Annotated in this window: 13 protein-coding genes; 5 read left to right on the top strand and 8 right to left on the bottom strand. The window is 58.5% G+C overall.

Annotated elements, in window-relative coordinates:
• The first annotated feature begins 36 nt into the window (after positions 1–36).
• The 3 genes from IE102_RS10610 to IE102_RS10620 all read left to right on the top strand — a co-directional run bounded on the left by IE102_RS10610 (position 37) and on the right by IE102_RS10620 (position 2,453).
• Positions 37–1,245 carry an NAD(P)/FAD-dependent oxidoreductase gene (locus IE102_RS10610; protein WP_189486455.1) on the top strand — a complete coding sequence of 403 codons (1,209 nt, stop codon included), beginning with the start codon at positions 37–39 and terminating at the stop codon, positions 1,243–1,245.
• Positions 1,246–1,335: 90 nt separating this feature from the next.
• Positions 1,336–1,941, top strand: coding sequence for a biliverdin-producing heme oxygenase (locus tag IE102_RS10615; protein WP_189486456.1), 606 nt, complete (start codon positions 1,336–1,338; stop codon positions 1,939–1,941).
• Positions 1,942–2,027: 86 nt separating this feature from the next.
• The gene (locus tag IE102_RS10620; RefSeq protein ID WP_229807701.1) at positions 2,028–2,453 is read left to right on the top strand and encodes a cupin domain-containing protein; all 426 of its coding nucleotides are present in this window, start codon (positions 2,028–2,030) and stop codon (positions 2,451–2,453) included.
• 10 nt (positions 2,454–2,463) lie between these two features.
• Here the strand turns inward: IE102_RS10620 and IE102_RS10625 are convergent, their stop codons facing one another.
• Together IE102_RS10625 and kdgD are read right to left on the bottom strand one after the other, a co-directional pair.
• Positions 2,464–4,065, bottom strand: a complete 1,602-nt coding sequence (locus tag IE102_RS10625; RefSeq protein WP_189486457.1) for a carboxylesterase/lipase family protein — start codon at positions 4,063–4,065, stop codon at positions 2,464–2,466.
• Positions 4,065–5,003, bottom strand: a complete 939-nt coding sequence (kdgD, locus tag IE102_RS10630) for a 5-dehydro-4-deoxyglucarate dehydratase (protein ID WP_189486458.1) — start codon at positions 5,001–5,003, stop codon at positions 4,065–4,067. Before kdgD ends, IE102_RS10625 begins: the two co-directional genes overlap by 1 nt.
• A gap of 262 nt (positions 5,004–5,265) precedes the next feature.
• On the opposite strand from kdgD, the gene IE102_RS10635 reads away from it, so the two are divergent.
• Together IE102_RS10635 and IE102_RS10640 are read left to right on the top strand one after the other, a co-directional pair.
• Positions 5,266–6,612, top strand: a complete 1,347-nt coding sequence (locus IE102_RS10635; protein ID WP_189486459.1) for an MFS transporter — start codon at positions 5,266–5,268, stop codon at positions 6,610–6,612.
• A 14-nt stretch (positions 6,613–6,626) separates the two neighbouring features.
• On the top strand, positions 6,627–8,465 hold the full coding sequence (locus IE102_RS10640) for a DUF8034 domain-containing protein (protein ID WP_189486460.1): 1,839 nt from the start codon (positions 6,627–6,629) through the stop codon (positions 8,463–8,465).
• 42 nt (positions 8,466–8,507) lie between these two features.
• Here the strand turns inward: IE102_RS10640 and IE102_RS10645 are convergent, their stop codons facing one another.
• From IE102_RS10645 to IE102_RS10670, 6 genes are all read right to left on the bottom strand, one after another.
• The gene (locus tag IE102_RS10645) at positions 8,508–9,404 is read right to left on the bottom strand and encodes a LysR family transcriptional regulator (protein ID WP_189486461.1); all 897 of its coding nucleotides are present in this window, start codon (positions 9,402–9,404) and stop codon (positions 8,508–8,510) included.
• 177 nt (positions 9,405–9,581) lie between these two features.
• Positions 9,582–12,380 (bottom strand): TonB-dependent receptor, encoded by a 2,799-nt coding sequence (locus tag IE102_RS10650; protein ID WP_189486462.1) that lies wholly within the window; start codon positions 12,378–12,380, stop codon positions 9,582–9,584.
• Between the two features lie 216 nt (positions 12,381–12,596).
• Positions 12,597–13,445, bottom strand: coding sequence for a 5-dehydro-4-deoxy-D-glucuronate isomerase (gene kduI / locus IE102_RS10655; protein ID WP_189486463.1), 849 nt, complete (start codon positions 13,443–13,445; stop codon positions 12,597–12,599).
• 7 nt (positions 13,446–13,452) lie between these two features.
• Positions 13,453–14,826 carry an oligogalacturonate lyase family protein gene (locus IE102_RS10660; RefSeq protein WP_189486464.1) on the bottom strand — a complete coding sequence of 458 codons (1,374 nt, stop codon included), beginning with the start codon at positions 14,824–14,826 and terminating at the stop codon, positions 13,453–13,455.
• A gap of 11 nt (positions 14,827–14,837) precedes the next feature.
• A complete protein-coding gene (locus tag IE102_RS10665) occupies positions 14,838–17,081 on the bottom strand; it encodes a glycoside hydrolase family 88 protein (RefSeq protein WP_189486465.1) in 2,244 nt (747 codons plus the stop codon).
• A 118-nt stretch (positions 17,082–17,199) separates the two neighbouring features.
• The gene (locus tag IE102_RS10670) at positions 17,200–20,553 is read right to left on the bottom strand and encodes a TonB-dependent receptor (RefSeq protein ID WP_189486466.1); all 3,354 of its coding nucleotides are present in this window, start codon (positions 20,551–20,553) and stop codon (positions 17,200–17,202) included.
• Positions 20,554–20,572: the final 19 nt, after the last annotated feature.

Raw genomic sequence — 20,572 nt, forward strand, 5'->3', positions numbered from 1 at the left:
ATGTCATTTTTATACGGCGGGCCCTAGTCTTAGCCCATGCTTACAAAATCCAAAGACCTGCGCACCGGCAATCCGTTATGGCTGTCCCAGCCCGTGCCGCGTATTCTCACGTCAAAGCTGACCAAAGATCAGCGCACCGATATCGTCATCATAGGGGCCGGGATTACCGGCGCTATGGCGGCGGAATCCTTAAGTGCCGCCGGTTTCAAGGTCATTCTGATTGATCGGCGCGGGCCGTTGAAAGGGGCAACCTCAGCCTCTACCGCCCTGTTGCAGTATGAGATCGACACGCCGCTGACCGTGCTGTCGGGCCAAATCGGGCGCGATAAGGCCATGCGGGCGTGGCGGCGATCCAAACTGGCGTTGGAGAGCCTTCATGCGCGCATAACCTCACTGGGCCTGAAATGCGACGTAAAGCCGGTTTGTTCGCTGTTTCTGGCGGGTAATGTGCTCGATGCCGATGGTCTTAAGCTGGAGGCCAAAAACCGAAATGAAATCGGGCTTTATACCGATTATCTCACGCGCGATATGTTGAAAAACGATCACGATATCCGCCGGATAGCCGCTCTTAAGGCCTATGACAATCTGTCGGTCAACCCGGTCAAACTGGCCGGTGGGTTCCTGCTCAAGGCCATTGAGCATGGCGCGCAGGTCTTTGCGCCTGTGACCGCTGAGCGGGTGGAGACCCACCGCGACGGCGCCGATGTCATAACCGCTGAAGGGCCAGTGATCCGTGCCCGCTATGTTATCTATGCCAGCGGCTATGAGATGCCGAAAGATATACGCACCCGCCGCCATAGCCTCAATTCGACCTATGCCATAGCGACCCGTCCGCAGCCGGATAAGTTGTGGCCGCAGAAATGCCTGATCTGGGAGGCGTCCGATCCTTATCTCTATATGCGCTGCACGGCGGATGGCCGGGTCATCTGCGGCGGTGAGGATGAGGAATTTGAGGACGAAGACAAGCGCGATTCTATGCTGACGGATAAGGTCGCGCGGCTGGAGGCCAAGCTCAAGGATATGTTCCCGCAGCTTGACACCAAGGCTGATTTTGCCTGGTGCGGCTCATTCGGGGCCTCGACCACGGGCTTGCCGACCATCGGCGCGGTGCCGGCTAAGGCCAATGTCTTTGCCATCATGGCCTACGGTGGAAATGGTATAACTTTCAGCCGTTTAGGCGCGGAACTTTTGACGACAACCCTGACTGGCGGGCAGGACCCGGAAGCCGATCTTTTTGGGTTTTGAATTGGCATGTTGTTAATTTGAGAATTATTCGCAAATGTGTTGCCGCGCGGCGCTCATCCGTTTAAACTCGCTGTAGAACGGAGCGCAGACATGAACCAAATCCCGACGCACGATAGCCGCGCGAAACGCCTGAAAGCGATGACGACCGGCACGCACGATCGGCTGGATAAGTCAGTCATGGCCGGTGATCCGTTTGCCAGCCGGGGTAACTATGCGAAATTCCTGAAGGTTCAGTATCTGTTTCACCGTGATATTGCGGCCCTTTATCAGGCGGCGGAACTGGACAGCCTGTTGCCGGATCTGGCCGGACGGCGGCGGTTTGAGGTCGTGACCCAGGATCTGACGGATCTTGGGGTGGTAGATATCCAAGGCCTTGAGGTCAGCCCCGCACGATTTGTGGCCGGAGATGCCGTTGATGTGCCGACAGCCTTGGGGTGGTTATATGTCGCCGAAGGCTCCAGTCTGGGGGCGGCTTTTCTGCTTAAATTCGCGGCGAAGCTTGACCTTAACGCGGAATTTGGTGCACGCCATCTGGCCCCGGCGGATGAAGGCCGGGGGCTGCATTGGCGCACCTTTACCGCCGCACTCGATAGCGTCGACCTGACGCCTGATGAGGAGCTGCGCGTCGTGGCGGGGGCGGAAGACGCTTTTGTAAGTGTGCACGACCGGGTGCGGCGATTTCTGACGGTTTCATAACAAATCCGAATGAATCCATGCTGGAACCGTATCGGTTTTTGGGCGATAAATCTCCTATAGTGGGGGTCACAACAGGGAGAAATTTCATGCGCAATCGTATCATTTTGGCATGTCTGGGCCTGCTGGCCGCAAGTGTGGCTCAGGCGGGCGAATTGCCGCCCATGGTGATCGTCGATGAGGCGAAAATCGAAAAGGTCGAGCCCAATCCGCACGGTAAGATCGGCCTTAGCACCTCATATCGCATCAGCGATCAGGCCCCTAAGCGCAGCATGGAGTTCCGTAAGCGCATCCTGCATGTCGGCTCAGCCATCGGCCTGCATCCGATCAATCACGATGAAGTCTATTATGTGCTGTCCGGCACCGGTGAGGTCACCTCGGACGGGGAGACGAAAACCCTGACCGCAGGTATGGCGGCTTATCTCTACACGGGTGCCAATGTCGGCATCAAACAGGTTGGCACAGAGCCGCTGACGCTGATTATTTCCTATCCGCTGGCTGAACGGACGAAGTAATTTTATACTGTTATGTGCCCGGTTTTATATAGGGGACGGTGGCAAACAGCCGCCGTTCCTGGGCGCGCGGGTCGTTGTCGATGCGCGGTGTTTGATCGACGATCAGGGTGGCGCGTTGGGTCAGTTCATAATGCGGCCAGTCGGGGATCAGGACGTTTTGCGGATCGCCGGTGCGAGCGAACTGAATGAGCAGGGTGCTCAAGATATCGGCCACATTCTGGGCCGCCGCGATCTGCTCAGGCGTGGTGCCGACATTGGCTTCCGGGACATAGATATTGTCGAAGATCAGCCCGATATCATAGCCATGATAGGCCCCCAGTCTGCCGCCATGCAGGGGCGAGGCGAAATCAAGCTGATACATCCAGGTCGGGGTTAGTTTGGCACCGCGGGCTTCGGCCTGAATGAGGTGCGGTCGCCAGCTTCGGCCGGCGGTGGCGGCGGCGCGCAATACCTCGGTCGGGGTCATGTGCGGATACCATTGCCGGTAATGGGCGATGACATATTCCGGCGACATATCGACCAGCATTTCCTTCCCTAGACGCTCCGGCAGGGTCTCCCAGGTCGTGTCGTTGGCGATCATGGCATCGCGCATGAAGGCGGCCGTTTCATGCCGGGTATTGCCGATGATCAGCGGCACCTGCGCGGTTTCCTCTGGCGCGTCGGGGTAAAACGGATGGCGATACAGGGTCTTGAAATCGAGCGTGGCGGCAAACAGCACCTTATCGCGCGCCACAATCGGATCGGGCGTATCGAGGGCTTTGACCAGCGCATCAACGGGCAGGGTTTTTAGCTGCGACACCTGATCCGGCGTCAGATTAAGCGTTTTCAGATAGGCCTCGGCACGGCGGGTGGCATTGAGCGGGGCCGACGCAGTGACATGCTGCCCGCTCATGGTCAGGCACTGACGGTACAGGCCATCGGCGGCGCGCATGGCCATGAGGCCTACGATCTTACCGCCGCCGCCCGATTGCCCGAACAGGGTCACGTTCGACGGATCGCCGCCAAATTCAGCGATATTATCACGCACCCATGTGAGCGCCTGAATGATATCAAGGTGGCCAACATTGCCGGAATAGTCGAAATTATCATCCCCGACCGCGGCCCCTAAGCGCGCGAAATAGCCGTAGCCAAACACATTGAGGCGATGGTTAAGCGTAATGACCACCACATCGCCGCGTGTAGCCAGATTAACACCGTCATAAAGCGGGGACGACCCATCGCCGGAGGCATGAGCCCCGCCGTGCAGATAGACCAGAACCGGACGCTTTGCGCCATCGTTCAGGGCCGGTGTCCAGATATTGAGGAACAGGCAATCTTCGCTGACCGCACCTTTGGCGCTGCGTTGGGGGCAGGCCGGGCCATAGTCAAAGGCATCGCGAACGCCTGTCCACGGCTGCGGCGGGCGGGGCGGCTGAAAGCGATAGGAGGCTGTGTCGGCCCCATATCGTATGCCTTTGAAGACATGAATGTTGCGCTCGGTGCGGCCACGCACCTTTCCGAACCGGGTAGGGACAATCGGCAGGGTAGGGGACGCCGATTGCACCTGTCCGGAAGATATGGCCGCACCGAGAGCGACCGCGCCCCCGATAAGGTGGCGGCGCAGCAGTTGCATCAGGCGGCGCTTTTTAAGGCTGAGGGCTGAACCTTGGCAATCAGGGCGGTTAGTTCGGCCATTTCGGCCTCATTCAGGTCGCTTAAGGGGGTGCGTACCGGCCCGGCGGGGCGGCCAATGGCGGTCATGCCCGCCTTGACGATGGAGACGGCATAGCCCTTGCCCTTATTGCGCAGGGCAATGTAGGGCATGACGAAATCACGCAGACCCGCCAGAACCGCCGCCTGATCTTCGGCGCGCACGGCGTTATAAAAGCCCAGTGCCCAGTCGGGTAGGAAGTTGAAAATGGCTGACGAATAGGTGGTGACGCCCAGCTTGAGATAAGGTGCTGCAAAGGTTTCCGCCGTCGGCAGGCCGCCGATATAGGTCAGGCGGTCGCCCATGCGGGTATAGATGCGCGTCATCAGCTCAATGTCGCCAACACCGTCTTTGTAGCCAACCAGGTTCGGGTTGCGGTCACAAAGCCGCGCCAGGGCCTCGTCTTCGATGATGCCGTTGTCGCGGTTATAAACGATGACGCCGAGTTTGGTGGATTTACAGACCGCATCAATGTGGGCTTCAAAGCCATCCTGCTTGCCGCTGATCAGATAGGGCGGCAGCAGCAAAATACCGTCCGCGCCGCTTTGTTCAGCCGATTGCGCCAGTTCAACGGCGATCTGCGTACCATAGCCGCAACCGGCCACGACCGGCACCTTGCCCTTGGCTTCATCAACGGCAGCGGCCACGACATTGCGCACTTCGGTCAGGCTGAGGGAAAAGAACTCACCGGTGCCGCCGGCGGCAAACAATCCGGCCAGCGGCTTTTCCAGCATCCAGGCGCAATGATCGCGGTAGGGCGCTTCGTCGAATTTGTTATCGCTATCGAAATGCGTGACAGGAAAGGACAAAAGTCCGGTTCCGATTGTCTGTGCCATTTCCTTGGGGCTGATGCCTGCCATTACGGGTCTCCGTGTTTACTAAATTTATTGGGGTGATGCGGGCACAGGACATTTCCGTCTGGCGCATTACCCGGCCACCTCAACGCTACTGGTGCGGCGTGTGATCGTCCAAGCCAAAGGCGGTATTGATCAATGCGCCGAACGCAATGAATGACGCCATCAAAATCTCCCCAAGTCGTGAAAACTGTGTCTTACTGTCATCAATAAAGTGCCCGGATCGCCCTCAGCGATACACGGGCGGTATGAATACAGCGAGCGAAACATGTCACAGGATATCACCCGCGATCCGTCCGTAGCGGCGAATGCGGCGACCACAAAACCCACCCATGTCCGTTACTGGCTGATTGCGTTTTTGTTTATTATCACCACCATCAACTATGCCGACCGATCGACCTTTTCGATTGCGGGGGCATCGGCGTCTGAGGCGCTGGGGCTGTCGCCGGTCGATATGGGCTTTATTTTGTCGGCGTTCGGCTGGGCCTATGTGGCCGCCCAAATCCCCGGCGGCGCTTTGCTGGATCGGTTCGGCGTCAAGCGGGTCTATGTCGGAGCCATCGCGCTGTGGTCAATATTCACGGCCTTTCAGGGCTTTGTGGGCTTAATCGGCGGATTGTCGATCATCGGCTCTTTGTTTGTGTTGCGGTTTCTGGTGGGGCTTGCCGAAGCGCCGTCCTTTCCCGGCAATGCCCGCATCGTGGCGGCGTGGTTTCCGGCGTCTGAGCGCGGCACAGCGTCGGCCATCTTTAACTCGGCGCAGTATTTCGCTCTGGTGGCTTTTGCGCCCTTGATGTCATGGCTGGTGCATGATTTTGGGTGGCGGTCCGTGTTTTATGTCATGGGCGCGCTCGGTCTGGTGGCCGCTTTCGCCTTTGCCAAATTCGTGCAGAGCCCGGAAAAGCACCCGATGGTCAATGCCGGTGAACTGGCGATCATGAAGGACGGCGGCGCCGTGACTATGGAGGCCAAGGCGAAAGGGGACAAGGCGGGGTTCAGCTTCGCGCGCCTTAAGGTGCTTTTGACCAACCGGATGCTGCTGGGGATCTATCTGGCGCAATATTGCATTAATGTGCTGACCTATTTCTTCGTGACGTGGTTTCCGATCTACCTCGTCAAAGAGCGCGGCCTGAACATCATGCAGGCGGGTTTTGCGGCGGCAGCACCGGCCCTGTGCGGCTTTATCGGCGGGCTGGTCGGCGGGTTCCTGTCGGACTATCTGCTCAAAAAATCCGGCAATGTCAGTGCATCGCGTAAGACCCCGATCTTTATTGGCATGACGCTGGCCTTATCCATCATCGCCTGCGCCTATGTCGATCAGGAATGGCTGATCATCACCCTGATGGCGGTGGCGTTCTTTGGTAAGGGCGTGGCGTCGCTCGGCTGGGCGGTGGTGTCGGATGTCGCCCCGCGCGAATATATCGGTCTGGCAGGCGGCGTGTTTAACATGTTCGGCAATACGGCAGGCATCGTCACCCCGATCGTCATCGGCTATATCGTCGCCGCGACCGGATCGTTTGATGGCGCCTTGATCTATGTCGGTCTGCACTGCCTCGTCACCATGGTGGCATTCGGACTGATTACGGGTAAGATCGAACGTTTGAAGATGTCGTGAGGGCTGGAGTGCGTATGAATCGTCGTCATTTCCTGCTGGGGGCCACAGCCGCCGCTGCCTTCACAACCTTGCCTGTTACCCGTGCCACGGCCCACAGCATCACTACGCCCATGACCCCGCCGGAGTGGGCGCTGCTGCAACGTGAGGCGCTAAGGGTTCAGAGCGAGGCGGTCGAAGTCTTCTACAACCGTTATTTCGATGAACGCGGCTATTTCCAGTGTTTTGAACGCTGGGGCGCCAATGATGGGCCGGACGATGCCATCGAAAACTGCAATGACTGGCCGCACCTTCATGCGCTGGGTGGGTCTGACCGGGTGCTAGAGCTATATTCCAAGGCCTGGGAAGGTCATCTCAAGCAGTATTCCGGGCTGAAAACCGTTGAGACCGAGATAGCGCGCGACGGCATGTACCACCGCGAATTTCCGGTCATGAACGACTGGCAGCACCTGTCGGAAGGGCTGTCGGTGTTTAACCTGATGGGGTTGTCAGCGCCGCACGATCCGGCCTTTCAGGATCGCGCCCGCCGGTTTTCCGGCTTTTATACCGGTGAGTACAAGACCGCCCCCAACTATGATCCGCGCCGTAAGCTGATGCGGTCGATGATCAATGGCTCGAAGGGCCCGCTGCTGCGCAAAGCCACGGCGCTGGACTGGGCCGGTGATCCGTTTGACCCGACCGGCTTTTTCATGGAGCACGGCGAGACGACCTATCAGGAAACGCTGGATCACTATGTTGAGTATACCGACGTGGTGGGCGACAGCCCCCTGAACCTTCAGGCGACCAGTCTGGTCATGAATGCCTATATGATTTCGGGTGAGCGCAAATATCGCGACTGGATCACGACCTATCTGGATGCGTGGATCGAGCGCGCTAAGCGTAACAACAACATCTTCCCCAGCTATGTTGACCTGAAAGGGCGCATCGGCGGGCCGGAAAAAGCATGGTACGGCAACGTCTATGGCTGGGGGTTTTCGCCGGTCGATCCGGTGTCGGGTCAGCGCGAAGACCGCAACCGGGTGCCGCGGGCCATCGTGGCCTTTTTGAACGCCTACTTGCTGACCGGTGATGACAAGTATCTTCAGGTTTGGCGTGATCAAACCGATGCCATCAATGCGCAGGGCAAAACCGAAGGCGGCGTGGCGGTGATCCCGACCATGTTCGGCAGGTGCGGCCCCTATAGCTATAAGCCCGGCCCGTACCGCACCAATGGGCTGGACATCTGGTACATGTCGATGCGCCAAAGCGATTACGCGCGCGCCGACACCAATCACCCGTGGGTGCAATATCTTAGCGGCCAAAATGCCGGTTATCCGGTTACCGCTTTGCGCGACACGCTGGAGACCGTGCGCAAAAAAATGGACACTCTGGCCAAAGACACGACCACCAAAGAGACCCGTCTGGCCGATGCGCTTTTGAAGTTCAATCCGGCGACGGTGACGCCCCTGCTGCACCTGATGTGCGGGGCGATCCATATTGCGCGGCCAACCTGGTCAAAGACCTCCCCGCCGCAGGGTGGGGCGCTGCTCTATGCCCGTTTGCGCTATTTCGATCCGGTCAAACGCAGGGCCGGTATCCCCGAAGATGTGGCGGCACTGGTCAGCGAACTGACTGATACCTCAACGACGGTGACGCTGGTCAACACCCATCCGTTTCGGGCAAGGACGGTCACCATACAGGCCGGTGGTTATGGCGAGCATCAGTTTGTCTCTATGGATTTAGGGGGCACGAAAACCGCTATAGAGGCCAATCAGGTCACGTTGGAGCTGGCCCCCGGCAGCGGTGCCGTCATCAGGTTCGATATGCGCCGCCATGTCAATGCGCCGACGCTATCCCATCCGTGGGATCGGGTGTGATATCCTATTATACCTCCCCGGCATAGCCAGGGAGGTATAGACTTAAACCGTTTTGGGCGCGACTTCGGCGCACAGGTTCCGCACCGGCGTCAGGGCCGGATTGCTGTTGCCGCGCCGCCAGACCATATAAAGCTCAACCGGCGTGGCGGGGGTGGTCGCAATATCGCGGTAATGGACGTCGGAAAATTGCAGGCTCATGGCCGTGCGCGGGACGATGGCAATCCCCAGTCCTGCCCGCACCAGGCCCAGCATGGAATGGATCTGGGTAACCTGCTGCACGTAGTCGGGCGTGACGTTCGCTTCGGCAAACAGCGACAGCAGCATGTTGTGGAAATAGCTGGCGCCCTCGCGCGAATACATAATCAGCGGCGAGCCATCAAAGGCTTTGAGCGTCAGTTCCGGCTCGGTCAGGCGCGGATCGCCGGTCGGTAGCGCCGCCACCAGACCTTCGGACACGACGCGCTCAGACTCAAACTCATTGCGCTCCAGCGGCTGACGCAGGAAACCGATATCGATCAGGCCGGTTTGCAAAGCCTCGACCTGCTGGCTTGAGACCATTTCACGCAGATCAAGCTCAATGTTCGGCAAGCGCGCGCGTGCCTGCGCCACGATCTGCGGCAGGAAGCTGTAGCCGGAGACGGCGGTAAAACCGATACCAATCCGGCCGGCGTCGCCCTGCGCCACCTTACGGGCGGCAAGGGTGGCACTTTCGGCCAGCCAGACGATGCGGCGCGCTTCGGGGAGGAACACCCTCCCGGCGGGGGTAAGCTTGACGCTGCGGCTGGTGCGCTCAAACAGCGGCACGCCCAAGATACGCTCCAGAACCTGAATCTGGCGGCTTAAGGGGGGCTGGGTCATGTTGAGGCGGGCTGCAGCCCGCCCGAAATGCAGTTCCTCAGCGGCGGTGACGAAACATCGTATCTGGCTAAGCTCGAACATGTTTCCCTGCACTGTTTTATTTGGGACAACGCTAACAAGGCGGGAGGGCGCTGACAAGGCTATGGACACGGCGGACATGACCTTAAAAAAAGAAAAGGGCGCGATGACCTTTGATCTGTCACCGCGCCTAAGTTTCGCCGGGCCTACGGGGAGACGCCCGGAGATGGGGGAAGAGAACTAGAAGCTGTAACGCGCACTGAGGAAGACCTGACGGCCCGTATGGCTACGGACATTCAGACGGTTTGAGGCATCAACATACTGATCGTTGAATTCATCGGTCAGGTTGATGCCCTCTAGGCTGAGCTTCAACTTCGGCGTCACGCTATATGACGCCTGCATGTCGAAGTTCAGGGTTTCATTGGTGCCGGCGACGCTGTTGCCGTCGGGGGCCGGGACGGCGGTCAGGTAGCCTTCACGATAGGCGGCCGATCCGCGCACCGAGAATTTTTCGGTCTCATAGTAAAGGGTGAAGTTGGCGGCATTCTTGGACAGGCCAATCAGGGTCTGGTTCACAACGGCAGCATTGGCTGAGGTCGAGGTCAGGTAATCGATGCTGGAATCGACATAGGTGTAGTTGGCCAGAACCCCGAAATTGGCCCAGAAACCGGGCAGGAAGTCGAGTTGCTGCTGGGCATTGATCTCGAACCCTTTCAGTTCGCCGCCGGGGCTGTTGAACGGCTGGCTGACATTGAAGATTTCCGTCGGTGACGTATTGGTCGGCGTCAGCAGCGACAGCGGCAGGCCCAGTTGATCAAACGGGATGCGCTCAACCACGGTCTGCACGAAGGTGTCGATCTTTTTGTAGAACAGACCGGCGGCATAGAGCGAATTGGGGGCCGGATACCATTCCAGCGACAAGTCGAGGTTTTTCGACTTGGTCGGTTTGATCTCAGGATTGCCGCGCGAATAGGAGAAGTTAGAACCCTGAATGGAGACGTCGCCGCCCGGTGTCAGACCGGCAATCGACGGCCGCGCAATGGTTTCGGCGGCACTGACGCGGAACACAACATCATCGGTCAGGTCGGTCGCCAGATTGCCCGACGGCAGGGTCATGTCATAGCTGCGCTCCGCTTCGACCCGCTCGATCTTCAGGTTGGCACCCGATCCTGTCGAGGCAAAGCCCGATGACCACTGATCGGTCTTGACGTGACGCACACCCGCATCACCGCGCCAGGGCAGGCCAAGGGCTTCGAATTTGAAATCCGCCTGCAGATAGGCCCCGCTATTGGTTTCGCGGACATTGATCCACTGACCACGGGCCGAGGAATTGGCCGTGCCGGTCAGGGCGTAGATGCCGCAATTGCAATAGATATCGTACGTATCGGCAAACTTATTCAGATCGGGGGCCAGCCATGCCGTGGCATTGCCCGACGGCTGATCCAGATTGCGCCCAAAGCCTGAGAACACTTCCGATACCGCCGCCAGATCGGGGGCCGACAGCGTATCGGTGCGGGTCTCAGAGGTGCGGTAATAGCCGCGCGAGTCAAAGGTGAACTTGCGGTAGTCGAGGCCGCCCTTAAGCGTCAGATTGTCGCTGAAATCATATTCCAGATAGGCCTTGGCATTGGCAAAGGCGTTGGTGACGAAGTTCGGGCGGATACGCACTTCGGACGTACCATTGGTCATCGCCCAGTTGGCCGGGTCGGTGGCGTCGAAATTGAGGTTGATCGCGGGCATACGTGAGCGGAAGTCGTAGCTATAGCCCTGCGTATTGGCGCGATCAAAAGTGATGATGGTCGAGATGGGGTTGGAAAACTCCGACTGCGAATGACCGGCGATGAACCCGCCGCGCAGACGATCGCTGAAAGTGTGGGTCAGGGTGAGAGTGTACTGGGTGAACTCGGTCTCCATCTCATCCCAAGCCGTCTGCGTGCGCAGATCGACATTGTCCATCGTGGCCTGAACCAGATTGCGGCCTTCGACGGTGCCGCTGCGGATAATGGTTTGCGGCTTACCCACGCCGCTGCGGCTCAGGCCGATGGCCTGAAGCTGATGCTCGCCGCGCGTGGTTTTCACATCGGAATAGAGCACATCAAACGTGACCAGTGTGTCATCGGACGGGCGCATCTGGAACGATCCGGTCAGGCCCAGACGCTCGGTATTGATATCGTAGCTGACATAGGACGGCAGGCGCGGGTGGAAGATGCCGGTGGTGGCGCTGGTGTTATTAATTTCGGCGATGGTATAGCCTGCAACGGTCGACTGGGTGTTGAAGCCGCCGTTCGCTCCGCCCGCGCTCCAGCGGGTGATATTGGCGCCTTCTTCAAGGATATGGCGTTTTTCGTAGGCCACTGAGAATAGCGCGCCCAGCCGGCCATCGGCCCAGCGGCGGCTGCCCATCATGGTCACGCGCGGTTGCACGTCACGGGCCAGATCATTGTAGCTAGCCTGAGCCGACACGACGAACTGATCGTCCTTATAGTCGAACGGGCGGGCGGTTTGCAGATCGACTGTGGCCCCCAGTGAGCCTTCTTCGACATCGGCAGAGGCGGTTTTGCGCACGGTCAGGGAGTTGAACAGTTCCGACGCAAACATGTTAAAGTCAAAGCCGCGGGTGCGGTTCGTGCCGCCGGAATTGACCGTGCCGCCGGTGGTGGCGATGGCTTCCATACCGTTGACGCGCACACGGGTGTATTCAGACCCTAAGCCCCGCACCGAAATCTGGCGACCCTCGCCATTGGCGCGGGTGATGGCAACCCCCGGAATGCGTTGCAGCGATTCCGCCAGGTTCAGGTCGGGGAAGTCAGCGATGTCTTCGGCCTTGATGGAATCGACCACGCCACTTTCGAAACGCTTGGCGCGGATGGCGCTTTGCAGCGAACCACGAAAGCCGGTGACGACGACTTCGGTAACGTCGTCTGCGGCGGGCGCGGCGTCTTGCGCCATGACCGGCGCGGCACTGGCCAGCAGCAGCCCGATAAGCGATACACTCCGCAGGAGGCCGTGACGGGCCACCCCATTCCCTGATTTCAACATATGGCTTTCCTTACCTGTAGAGCAGGGTGTTCGATGCGTATTTGGCATCCCTGCTATCTTGTTATGCGAGGATCATATGCCGTTTTTCAAAGGGGGCGAATTCCAATCGGGCATGAATCAATGCGCGAAGTGGAATGAAGCTTCGCGCCGTAAACGTGAAAACAGGTCGGTTAAGGGGACTAAAACAGGCGGGTCGTCAGGCCAACTGGCCCCCTCTTAAGCCAACTGACAAAGATCCAGTTCGTTGAAATCGCCGTAGTCGAGGTTTTCCCCGCCCATCGCCCAGATGAAGGCGTAGTTGGATGTGCCCGCCCCGCAATGGATCGACCACGGCGGGCAGATGACCGCCTGCTCGTTGGCGGCGATCAGGTGGCGGGTATTGTCGGGCTGTCCCATAAAGTGAAACACCCGGTCATTGACGCCCATATCAAAGTAAAAATAGGCTTCTGAGCGGCGGTCATGCAGGTGCGGCGGCATGGTGTTCCAGACGCTGCCGGGCTTAAGCAGGGTCAGGCCGAGCAGAAGTTGCGCCGATCGACAGACGCGCGGTACGATCAACTGATGGATGGTGCGTTCATTGGAGGTGTCAAGGCTACCGCGCTCCAGGGGCTGACTGTCCTTTAAGGCAATGCGCACGGTCGGGTAGGGCTGATGCGACGGGGTGGACGCCAGATAAAAGCGCGCCGGTTTGTCCGGGCTGTCGCTTTCAAATGACACGTCACCGCTGCCACTGCCGATATAGAGCGCATCGAGCGGCGCAAGCGCAAAGGCCACGCCGTCGACCCGCACAATACCCGCGCCTGAACCGACATTGACCACACCCATTTCCCGCCGATCCAGCAGCGAGGTGCCCGCCGCCGAGGGCGGTTCGGTCAGTCTTGGCAATGCCACCGCCGTGCTGACGGGGGCTGCCCCGCCGATGACGAGCCGTTCCTGATGGACATAGTTGAGCCGGATGTCATCGGTCGCAAACAGATCGGTGATCAGATATCGATCACGCAGGGCCTTGGTATCGGCGGTCGCCAGTTGGTCAGGGTGGGTCGCGTAATAGGTCTTATGAAACACGTTACACTTAACCCTTCACAGGCGCGCGGGTCGGTTTGACCTCGACCGCATAGACGTGGTTGTCACCGTGCATATTGGAGCAGAACACGATCCATTTATCGTCGGGCGTGAAGCGCAGATTTGGCTCCAGCCGGTAGTCATGGGCTGACATATCGACCAGACGGGTGGAGGTGAACTTTTCAATGGTGATCAGGTCGTCGTCATAGGACGGTAGATCAGCATCGACGATGGAGTCGGCCTTCAGCAGCGATAACCATTTGCCGTCCGGCGCGTGGGCGACCATATCCAAATCGCCGCCGTCGCTGGCAAAGGTCACCCCGTCATGAGCGACGTTGAAGTGCACGCCCCAGTCGTTTTGTTCGACCCGCTTCCAGACGCGCTTGCCGGTCGCCAATTCCAGCCCTGCCACCCAAAAGACCTGACCGCGCGGCGTTTGCAGGTCAAACCACAGCCACTTGCCGTCGTGGCTAAAGAACTCATGGCCCCAGATTTCCATATTCATGGTGCGGGTGTGGACTGAGCGCAGGTTCGTGCCATCGGCATTGATCAGCTTGATGCGATCAACCCGGTGCCATGGCCCTTCCATGCAAAACCGGATCAGGTTCAGATCGGTCGGTGAAAACTGGACGTGGCCGATCCATTCTTCGGTGCTGTAGATGACCGTGCGTTTGCCGGTTTTAATGTCGATGGTGAACAGTTCGGCGGGCACGCGCGACGCCCAGCGCTCCAGCATCCGCACGCCTTTGGCCTTGGCGAAGTTGAGCGGCTTGCCGTCAGGGCCTAATGCCGCATATTCCGCCTGACCGAACTTTTCAAGGCTGTCCTTGTCCTTGGGCTGCAAGGGTTTGGCACCGTAAGCGACCGTGCCGAGCAAAACGGTGTCGTCGGCGTTCATGGCGCTGATCTGACCGGCCGGGATGCGGGCGACCTGACGCTTCTTTTTCGTGTCGACATTGATGGCAAAGATGGTCTTGGGCCGGTCGGCGGGCAGGGCCTCACCCGGATCGGTAACTGCGTAATAGATATCTCGCGATTTACGGGCGGCGAACAGCAGGTCATTCCCTGCGCCGGTCACCAGCGGCGTCACTTTCCAGGTCTTGAGGTCAACCGTCTGAATCCCGGTCGGGGATTTAATGACCATGATGTCGCCCTGCGGCGTGTAGACATGGCGGTAAAAGTACATGCCCAGAGCGCCGGGTTCGTCCGAGATCCGGATAATGCGATGGCCGGTCCTGGGGTCGATCCAGTCTTTTGGGATTGGGCCTGTAGGCTTGGCGGGAGCAGTGGCGGTTTGCGCACCAGCCTGCGTCATCGACATGCCTATGGCCGAGGCTCCGGCCAGAAAGCCTTTGAGGGCCGTGCGGCGTGTTCCGGTGGTCATGGCGGTACTCCTTACTTAACGTGCGCGAATGAGAATTTTTGGGCACTTACGAAAGCGTCCCATGCCTCACGCGATTTGAAATCCAGCCCGCCGTCCCAGGCCGAGCCCATGTAGTAGGTAAAGGGCTGGCCCGGAGTGACCCGCAGCAGGATCAGGTAGTTTTCGGCGTCCTCAGCAAAGCCTGCGACCATGGCCGGATCGGCGGCGATAGTGATTCCGATAGTGCCGTTAACGCTGGCTGGTTCCCAGAAGCTTAAAGTTCCTGACTTGGCGTCTTTGGTGACAACGCCGTTGCCCGCATCGCCCTTGCGTTTGGTGATGCCGATGGCGACGATCAGAGGGGCTTTGGAGTCGGACGAAAGGGTCGAGGTCATGCGCGTGAAGTTCGACCCCAGCGGTAGCGAAAACGTCCGTGTCTCCCAAACCTTACGGGCCATATCGACCGGCCACGGGCGATAATCGACCTTGAATTTGGCTTCATCGGCGCCGGTTTTCAGGATCTCATATGTGCTGAAATTACGCGAAGTCCACAGCTTATTGTCATACCAGATGCCAAGGCCCCCGGCGCCGCGGCCACGCCCGACATCGTAGTAATCCAGGCCTTCGCCGCGATCGACGTGGTAGTTCGGGAACTTAAGCTGACGATCCATATAGGGGTAGCGCACGCGCTTGGCCCAGACATCAATGCCGGAGCCTGACGGGGCTTCGCGGGCCTGCAGAGCGGGGCCATAGATGCGGTGGGCGACCTTATCGTTTTCCCACAGCAGATCATCAAACCGATCCGGCGCAAAGCGGGCGACGGCGCGCGGCGTCTGATCGGCGGGCGGGGTCAGTTTTTCGACGGCGGCGGGCCGTTTCAAGGTCGCCGGATCGTAGGCGAGGGCGCGGGTCGCGCGCATTTCGGCATCGCGGCGCTTTTTCTCTTCGTCTCCAATGACCGTCACCGGCGCAATCGGTTGCGGCGTGGTGGCAAGGATCGTGGCTTCATCATCACGGGCCGGTTCGGCTTCGGGCAGGGATTGCGCGGGGCCGCCCAAATTCATGATCTCGATCCCGGCCAAAAGGTAAGCGCCGGTGGCGTATGGGCCGACATCCTCGGCCTTGGTCGGCACAGGACGGTCGCCGGTCTTTTGCGCCGCGCCGATCAGACCGTTCGGCAGGACATGGCGGTTAAGCGCCGTCCACCCCTTAAGCACCGCCGGTTGATAGGTTGCGCGGTCGAGCAGACCGTGATTGATCCCCCAGGCCAGGGCATAGACAAAGAAGGCAGAGCCTGACGTTTCGGCTTCGGGGAAGGACTTCGGATCGTTGAGATCGGTCGCCCACAGGCCGTCGCTACGTTGCAGTTCTTTGATACGACCTGCCATCTTGGTGAAGGTGGTGACGTAGAACTCACGACCCTCAAAATCCGCCGGCATGGATTCCAGCGTGCGCGCCAGCCCGCCCATCACCCAGCCATTGCCGCGCGACCAGTAGATCGGCTGGCCGCCCCCGCCTTTGTGGTGTTCGTCATTAAAGCGCTCATCCCGCAGGAACAGGCGGTCACTTTCGACCCACAGGCGCTGGGCCGTGCGCCGCCATTCCTTATCCATAGCGCGCAAATATTTCGGATCACCGGTCAGCGCCGTCTGGCGCGCCAGAACGGGCGGGGCCATGTAAAGCGCATCGCACCACCACCAGATCAGGCTCTCCGTCTCCTGAACGCGGTTAAGGTGCGGGACCATGTAATCCAGACGCTGCTGCAGGGGCATGATCACGCCCTGCTGGCCACGGCGGGCATAGATTTCCTGATAGAGATCACCGATTGCCACATCGTCGGCATTGAGCAGCAGTCGCTCGGCCCGCGCGCCGCGAAAGGCGTAGTTGTAGTGTTCGGCGGTGGCGGTCAGAAACCGCAGAATGTCTTTGTTTTCGGACTCGCGCGCCAGACGGGCGGCACCAACGTAAAAGGTGGCGGCCACCCAGTTGGACGAAATTTCCGACAGGTTCGAGCCGGTCGATAACTGGATCGGGCGGCGGCTCATATCGGCGATCTGGGAGGCGGCGACATAATCAAGGGCGCTCAGAACCGATTGGCGCGACGGTATGCTGTCTGATGAAAAATTGAGATTGGGCCGGGCGGGGGCTTTAAGCCAACTGGCCTCAATACCAGCCACCTGAGCCGGGGCAGACGTTTGCGCATAGGCGGGGATACCACCGATCATGGCCACAGACAGTCCGCAGACGGTTGACAACATAATCGTGCGCACATTCATGAGACGTAATCCTTTAAGCAAACAAACAGGTCGATCTTAACGCAAGTCTCTCTGAGGAAAAAAGGTCCGACCCTGAAGTTATCAGGGCCGGACAGGGCCAGGAGATGAACGCTTAAAATCAGAAGGTCGTGGTTACACCCACATAGTAACGGCGACCGGAGTACAGAGTATCGAAGACGTATGGGGTACCTCCGCCAATTTCACGCAGTTCGTCCGGCGCATAGCGGGTGACGGTATCATCCAGCAGGTTCTTGCCTTCGATGAAGAACTCAAGGTTCTTGTTGACCTTATAAGAGGCGCGGCCATCCAGAGACTTTGAGCCATTCTTATAGACGGGGGTAACCGTCTTGAAGTAGCTGGTCGCCCCGCCATAAGGCGGCAGGTCTATGCCGTTAGCGGTTTGGACCGCTTCGGTAGGTACGCGGTTAGTGCCTTCGGAGGCATCTATACGGTCGTAATAGAAGTCACGTTCCTGATAGGCGATACGGGCATTGATACGGCCATCATCATACCAGAAGTTGATGTTGTAGTAGTAGCTCGACTGCTTTTCTGGCGGCAGAGGTTTGCTGGTCAGCGGATCTACACGTGTGAAGCTGGCGTTGTTTTCCGTCGTCGAGTAGTTAAAGCCTGCGCCGGTGTATCTCAGGACGCTGGGCAGGAACGTAAAGGCGGTACGGGCTGCCACTTCGATGCCGGTTTGTTTCAGGCCGCCATCGCCATCCCGATAGGTGGGGGCGATATAGGTGTTGCCTTCCAGTTCATACTCAGGAAGCACAACATCATCATCTGGCCGCCCGGTTTTGACGTCGATTGAGTAGGTGCCAAGGCTTACCTGTGTATCGCGGTTCGGATACCATTCCAGCGACAGGTTCTGGGTGGTGGCCTCATAGCCTTTAAGCTCCGGGTTGCCGATACGACCTGAGCATCTTTTTTCATTGACAGGTTCGCTCTCAACGTCAGCATCAGCGTCATTCCAGTAGCCGGGGAAGGCTACGCCCAGTTCTTCCAGGGTCGCTTGGTCTGCCGCGCTGATGAAGTTACAGGTGGCGGCGGCCGTACCGGTAAGTTGAGTCATGCTTGGACGGGCGCGTTGTTTCGCCGTGGCATAGCGCACCACCAATTGATCTTCGATCGGCCAGATCGCCAGGTTGAAGCTCGGTAGGAAGTCTTCGGATTCGCGGGAAATTTCCGTTGTCCGGCGAGACACCAGTGTGGTGACCGTCGGGTCGACACCCACAGCACCGGCACGGATCGCGGCAACGTCTGCAGGATCAAGCGTGGTTGTCTGGAAGTTAACCGAAGGGGCCGCCTCAACCTTGATCTTCTGATAGCGGACGCCGAGGTTACCCATTACATCCATACCAAACAGGCGGGTTTCAAAATCACCCATGAGGTAGGCTGACGTGGTCAGTTCAGTGGTCGAGTAGCTGGGGCGCGTATAGGTTTTGCCGTCTGAAGCGATACATTCGTACAGGCAATCAAGATTGTGCGCGCTGAGATCAGCATACTTGCTCAAAGTGCCGTAGAAATCATCGAAATCAAACGCTTTCCATGAATCTATCAGGCTGCCGCGATCGGGCATGCCGTCAAAATAGTTGGCGCCGGGCAAGGTGATCAGACTGTTGTTGATGAGCTCTTCATACTGAGCTCGTGTCAGCATATGTTCTTTTTCCAGTCGATCCTGACTGGTGGCAATCGTATTGATGGTGGTGGAACCGAACTGACAGTTGGCATTTGTGACGGTCGGGTCGCAGAACTTGACATAGTCAAGGCTTCTGGCGCGTGACATGGTCACACCCGGCGCAATCAGGAAGCCACCTTCACGCCATGTCAGGTTTTCACGATTGGTATGCGATCCACCGAACTTAATGGACTTCAGAGGCCCGAAATTATCGAAGCTGCGGGTCACATCAAGCTGATAGTTCCACTCTTTGTTCTTATCTGCTTGAGGTGTGTATTCAAGACGTGCCGTTGTGCCGGGATTTTGGAACACGCCGGGCCGTATGCCACCCAGGGCCGCGGCACGGTTGTCAGGTGCGGTCGGGTAGTACGACGCAGGATTGTCCAGGTCGAAGTTCGGCACTTCGAAGGTCCAAAGGCCATTTTCCGGGATCATATAGAAGCGCGCTTGAGGAATGGAGGCGATGATCTTAAAGGCATCGTCTTCGCGTTCACCCTTGGCAAAACCGTATTGGATACGGGCCTTGGCGACCCATTGATCGTGTTTGAAATCGGCACCGAGTTGCGAATAATGCTGCTCATTCGTACGCTGAATGTCACGAACCTGGCTGTCGTAGCTCAGGGTTGAACTGCCATTGCCTCTGATCAGATCGTATTGCGTGACGTAGTGGTTTTCATTGACCACGACGTTACGCATATTGGTGGACAAAACGCCGGAGGCGTTGGTCGATCCGGTCGGGGCCACGATCTGCAGGTTATAGGCCTGAAAATCCTGCTTGCGGATATTCGGGTTATATGAGGCAAAAATGGTCAGGTCGTCGTTTACGCGGTAGTCAGCGCGCAACTGGAACGAGGTGCGGGTATCGCGGCGGTTTTCGCGACGCATACGCGGCAGGGACGGCGTAAAGTCTTCCCATTGCGCATAGCAGTTCAGGCGGCTGTTGATACCGGTGGTGGGCAGGGCGGCACAACCGGCCTTGGTCGTAATGGCTGCGGCAACCGGGTCATATGGCGTGGTGAAGGATTTTTCCGGCGAATTGTCGTGATCGCCAAAGGGTTGGTAGCCAACCTGCTTGTCCGACACGCTGTTGAAATCGGTCGAGGTGCGCTGATCATCATAGGTGGCGTTAAACAAAACACCCAGACGGCCATCCAGGAACTTACGTGTAAAGATGGTGTTGATGCGCGGCGACCAGCGGCCATCCAGCGTATTTTTTTGGTACTGAACATTAAGCTTATACAGCGGCTTGGCGAAATCCAGACCGTTACGCTGCTCGATCTTGACCGTGCCGCCCACGCCGCCGGAACGCATGTCAGCGGTCTGGCCCTTGATGACGTCCACGCTCTTGATCAGGTCGGACGACATATCGCCCAATCCGGTCACAGAGCGGCCGTTTTGCGAGTCGGTCGGCAGCATGGACATGCCGTCAACTTCGATGCGGATAAGATCGGCGGCCTGACCGCGGATCGTAAAGCCGCCGGTATCGCCAGAATCGGTGACGTCGAGGGCCACACCGGCGATGCGGGCGATGGCTTCACCTACGTTCTTGTCCGGGAAGTTGCCGACGTCATCAGCGACAATGGAGTCCTGAGTGGTCGCGGCGCGTTTTTTGCGGTTGATGGCCGATTGTTCAGCTCTACGGGCGCCGACGACGATAACTTCCTGAACGTCATCAGTCGCGGTGGCTTCCGGGGCTGCGGCAGGTGTTTGCGCCGATGCGCCGCCACCGATAGCAATCGTCAGCGCCAGCGTCGACGCGCCCAGTAAATATTTCAAATCCTTGTGTTTCATGGTTTCCTTAACCCCTTTT

The sequence above is a fragment of the Asticcacaulis endophyticus genome (assembly GCF_014652575.1).
Taxonomy (GTDB): Bacteria; Pseudomonadota; Alphaproteobacteria; order Caulobacterales; family Caulobacteraceae; genus Asticcacaulis; species Asticcacaulis endophyticus.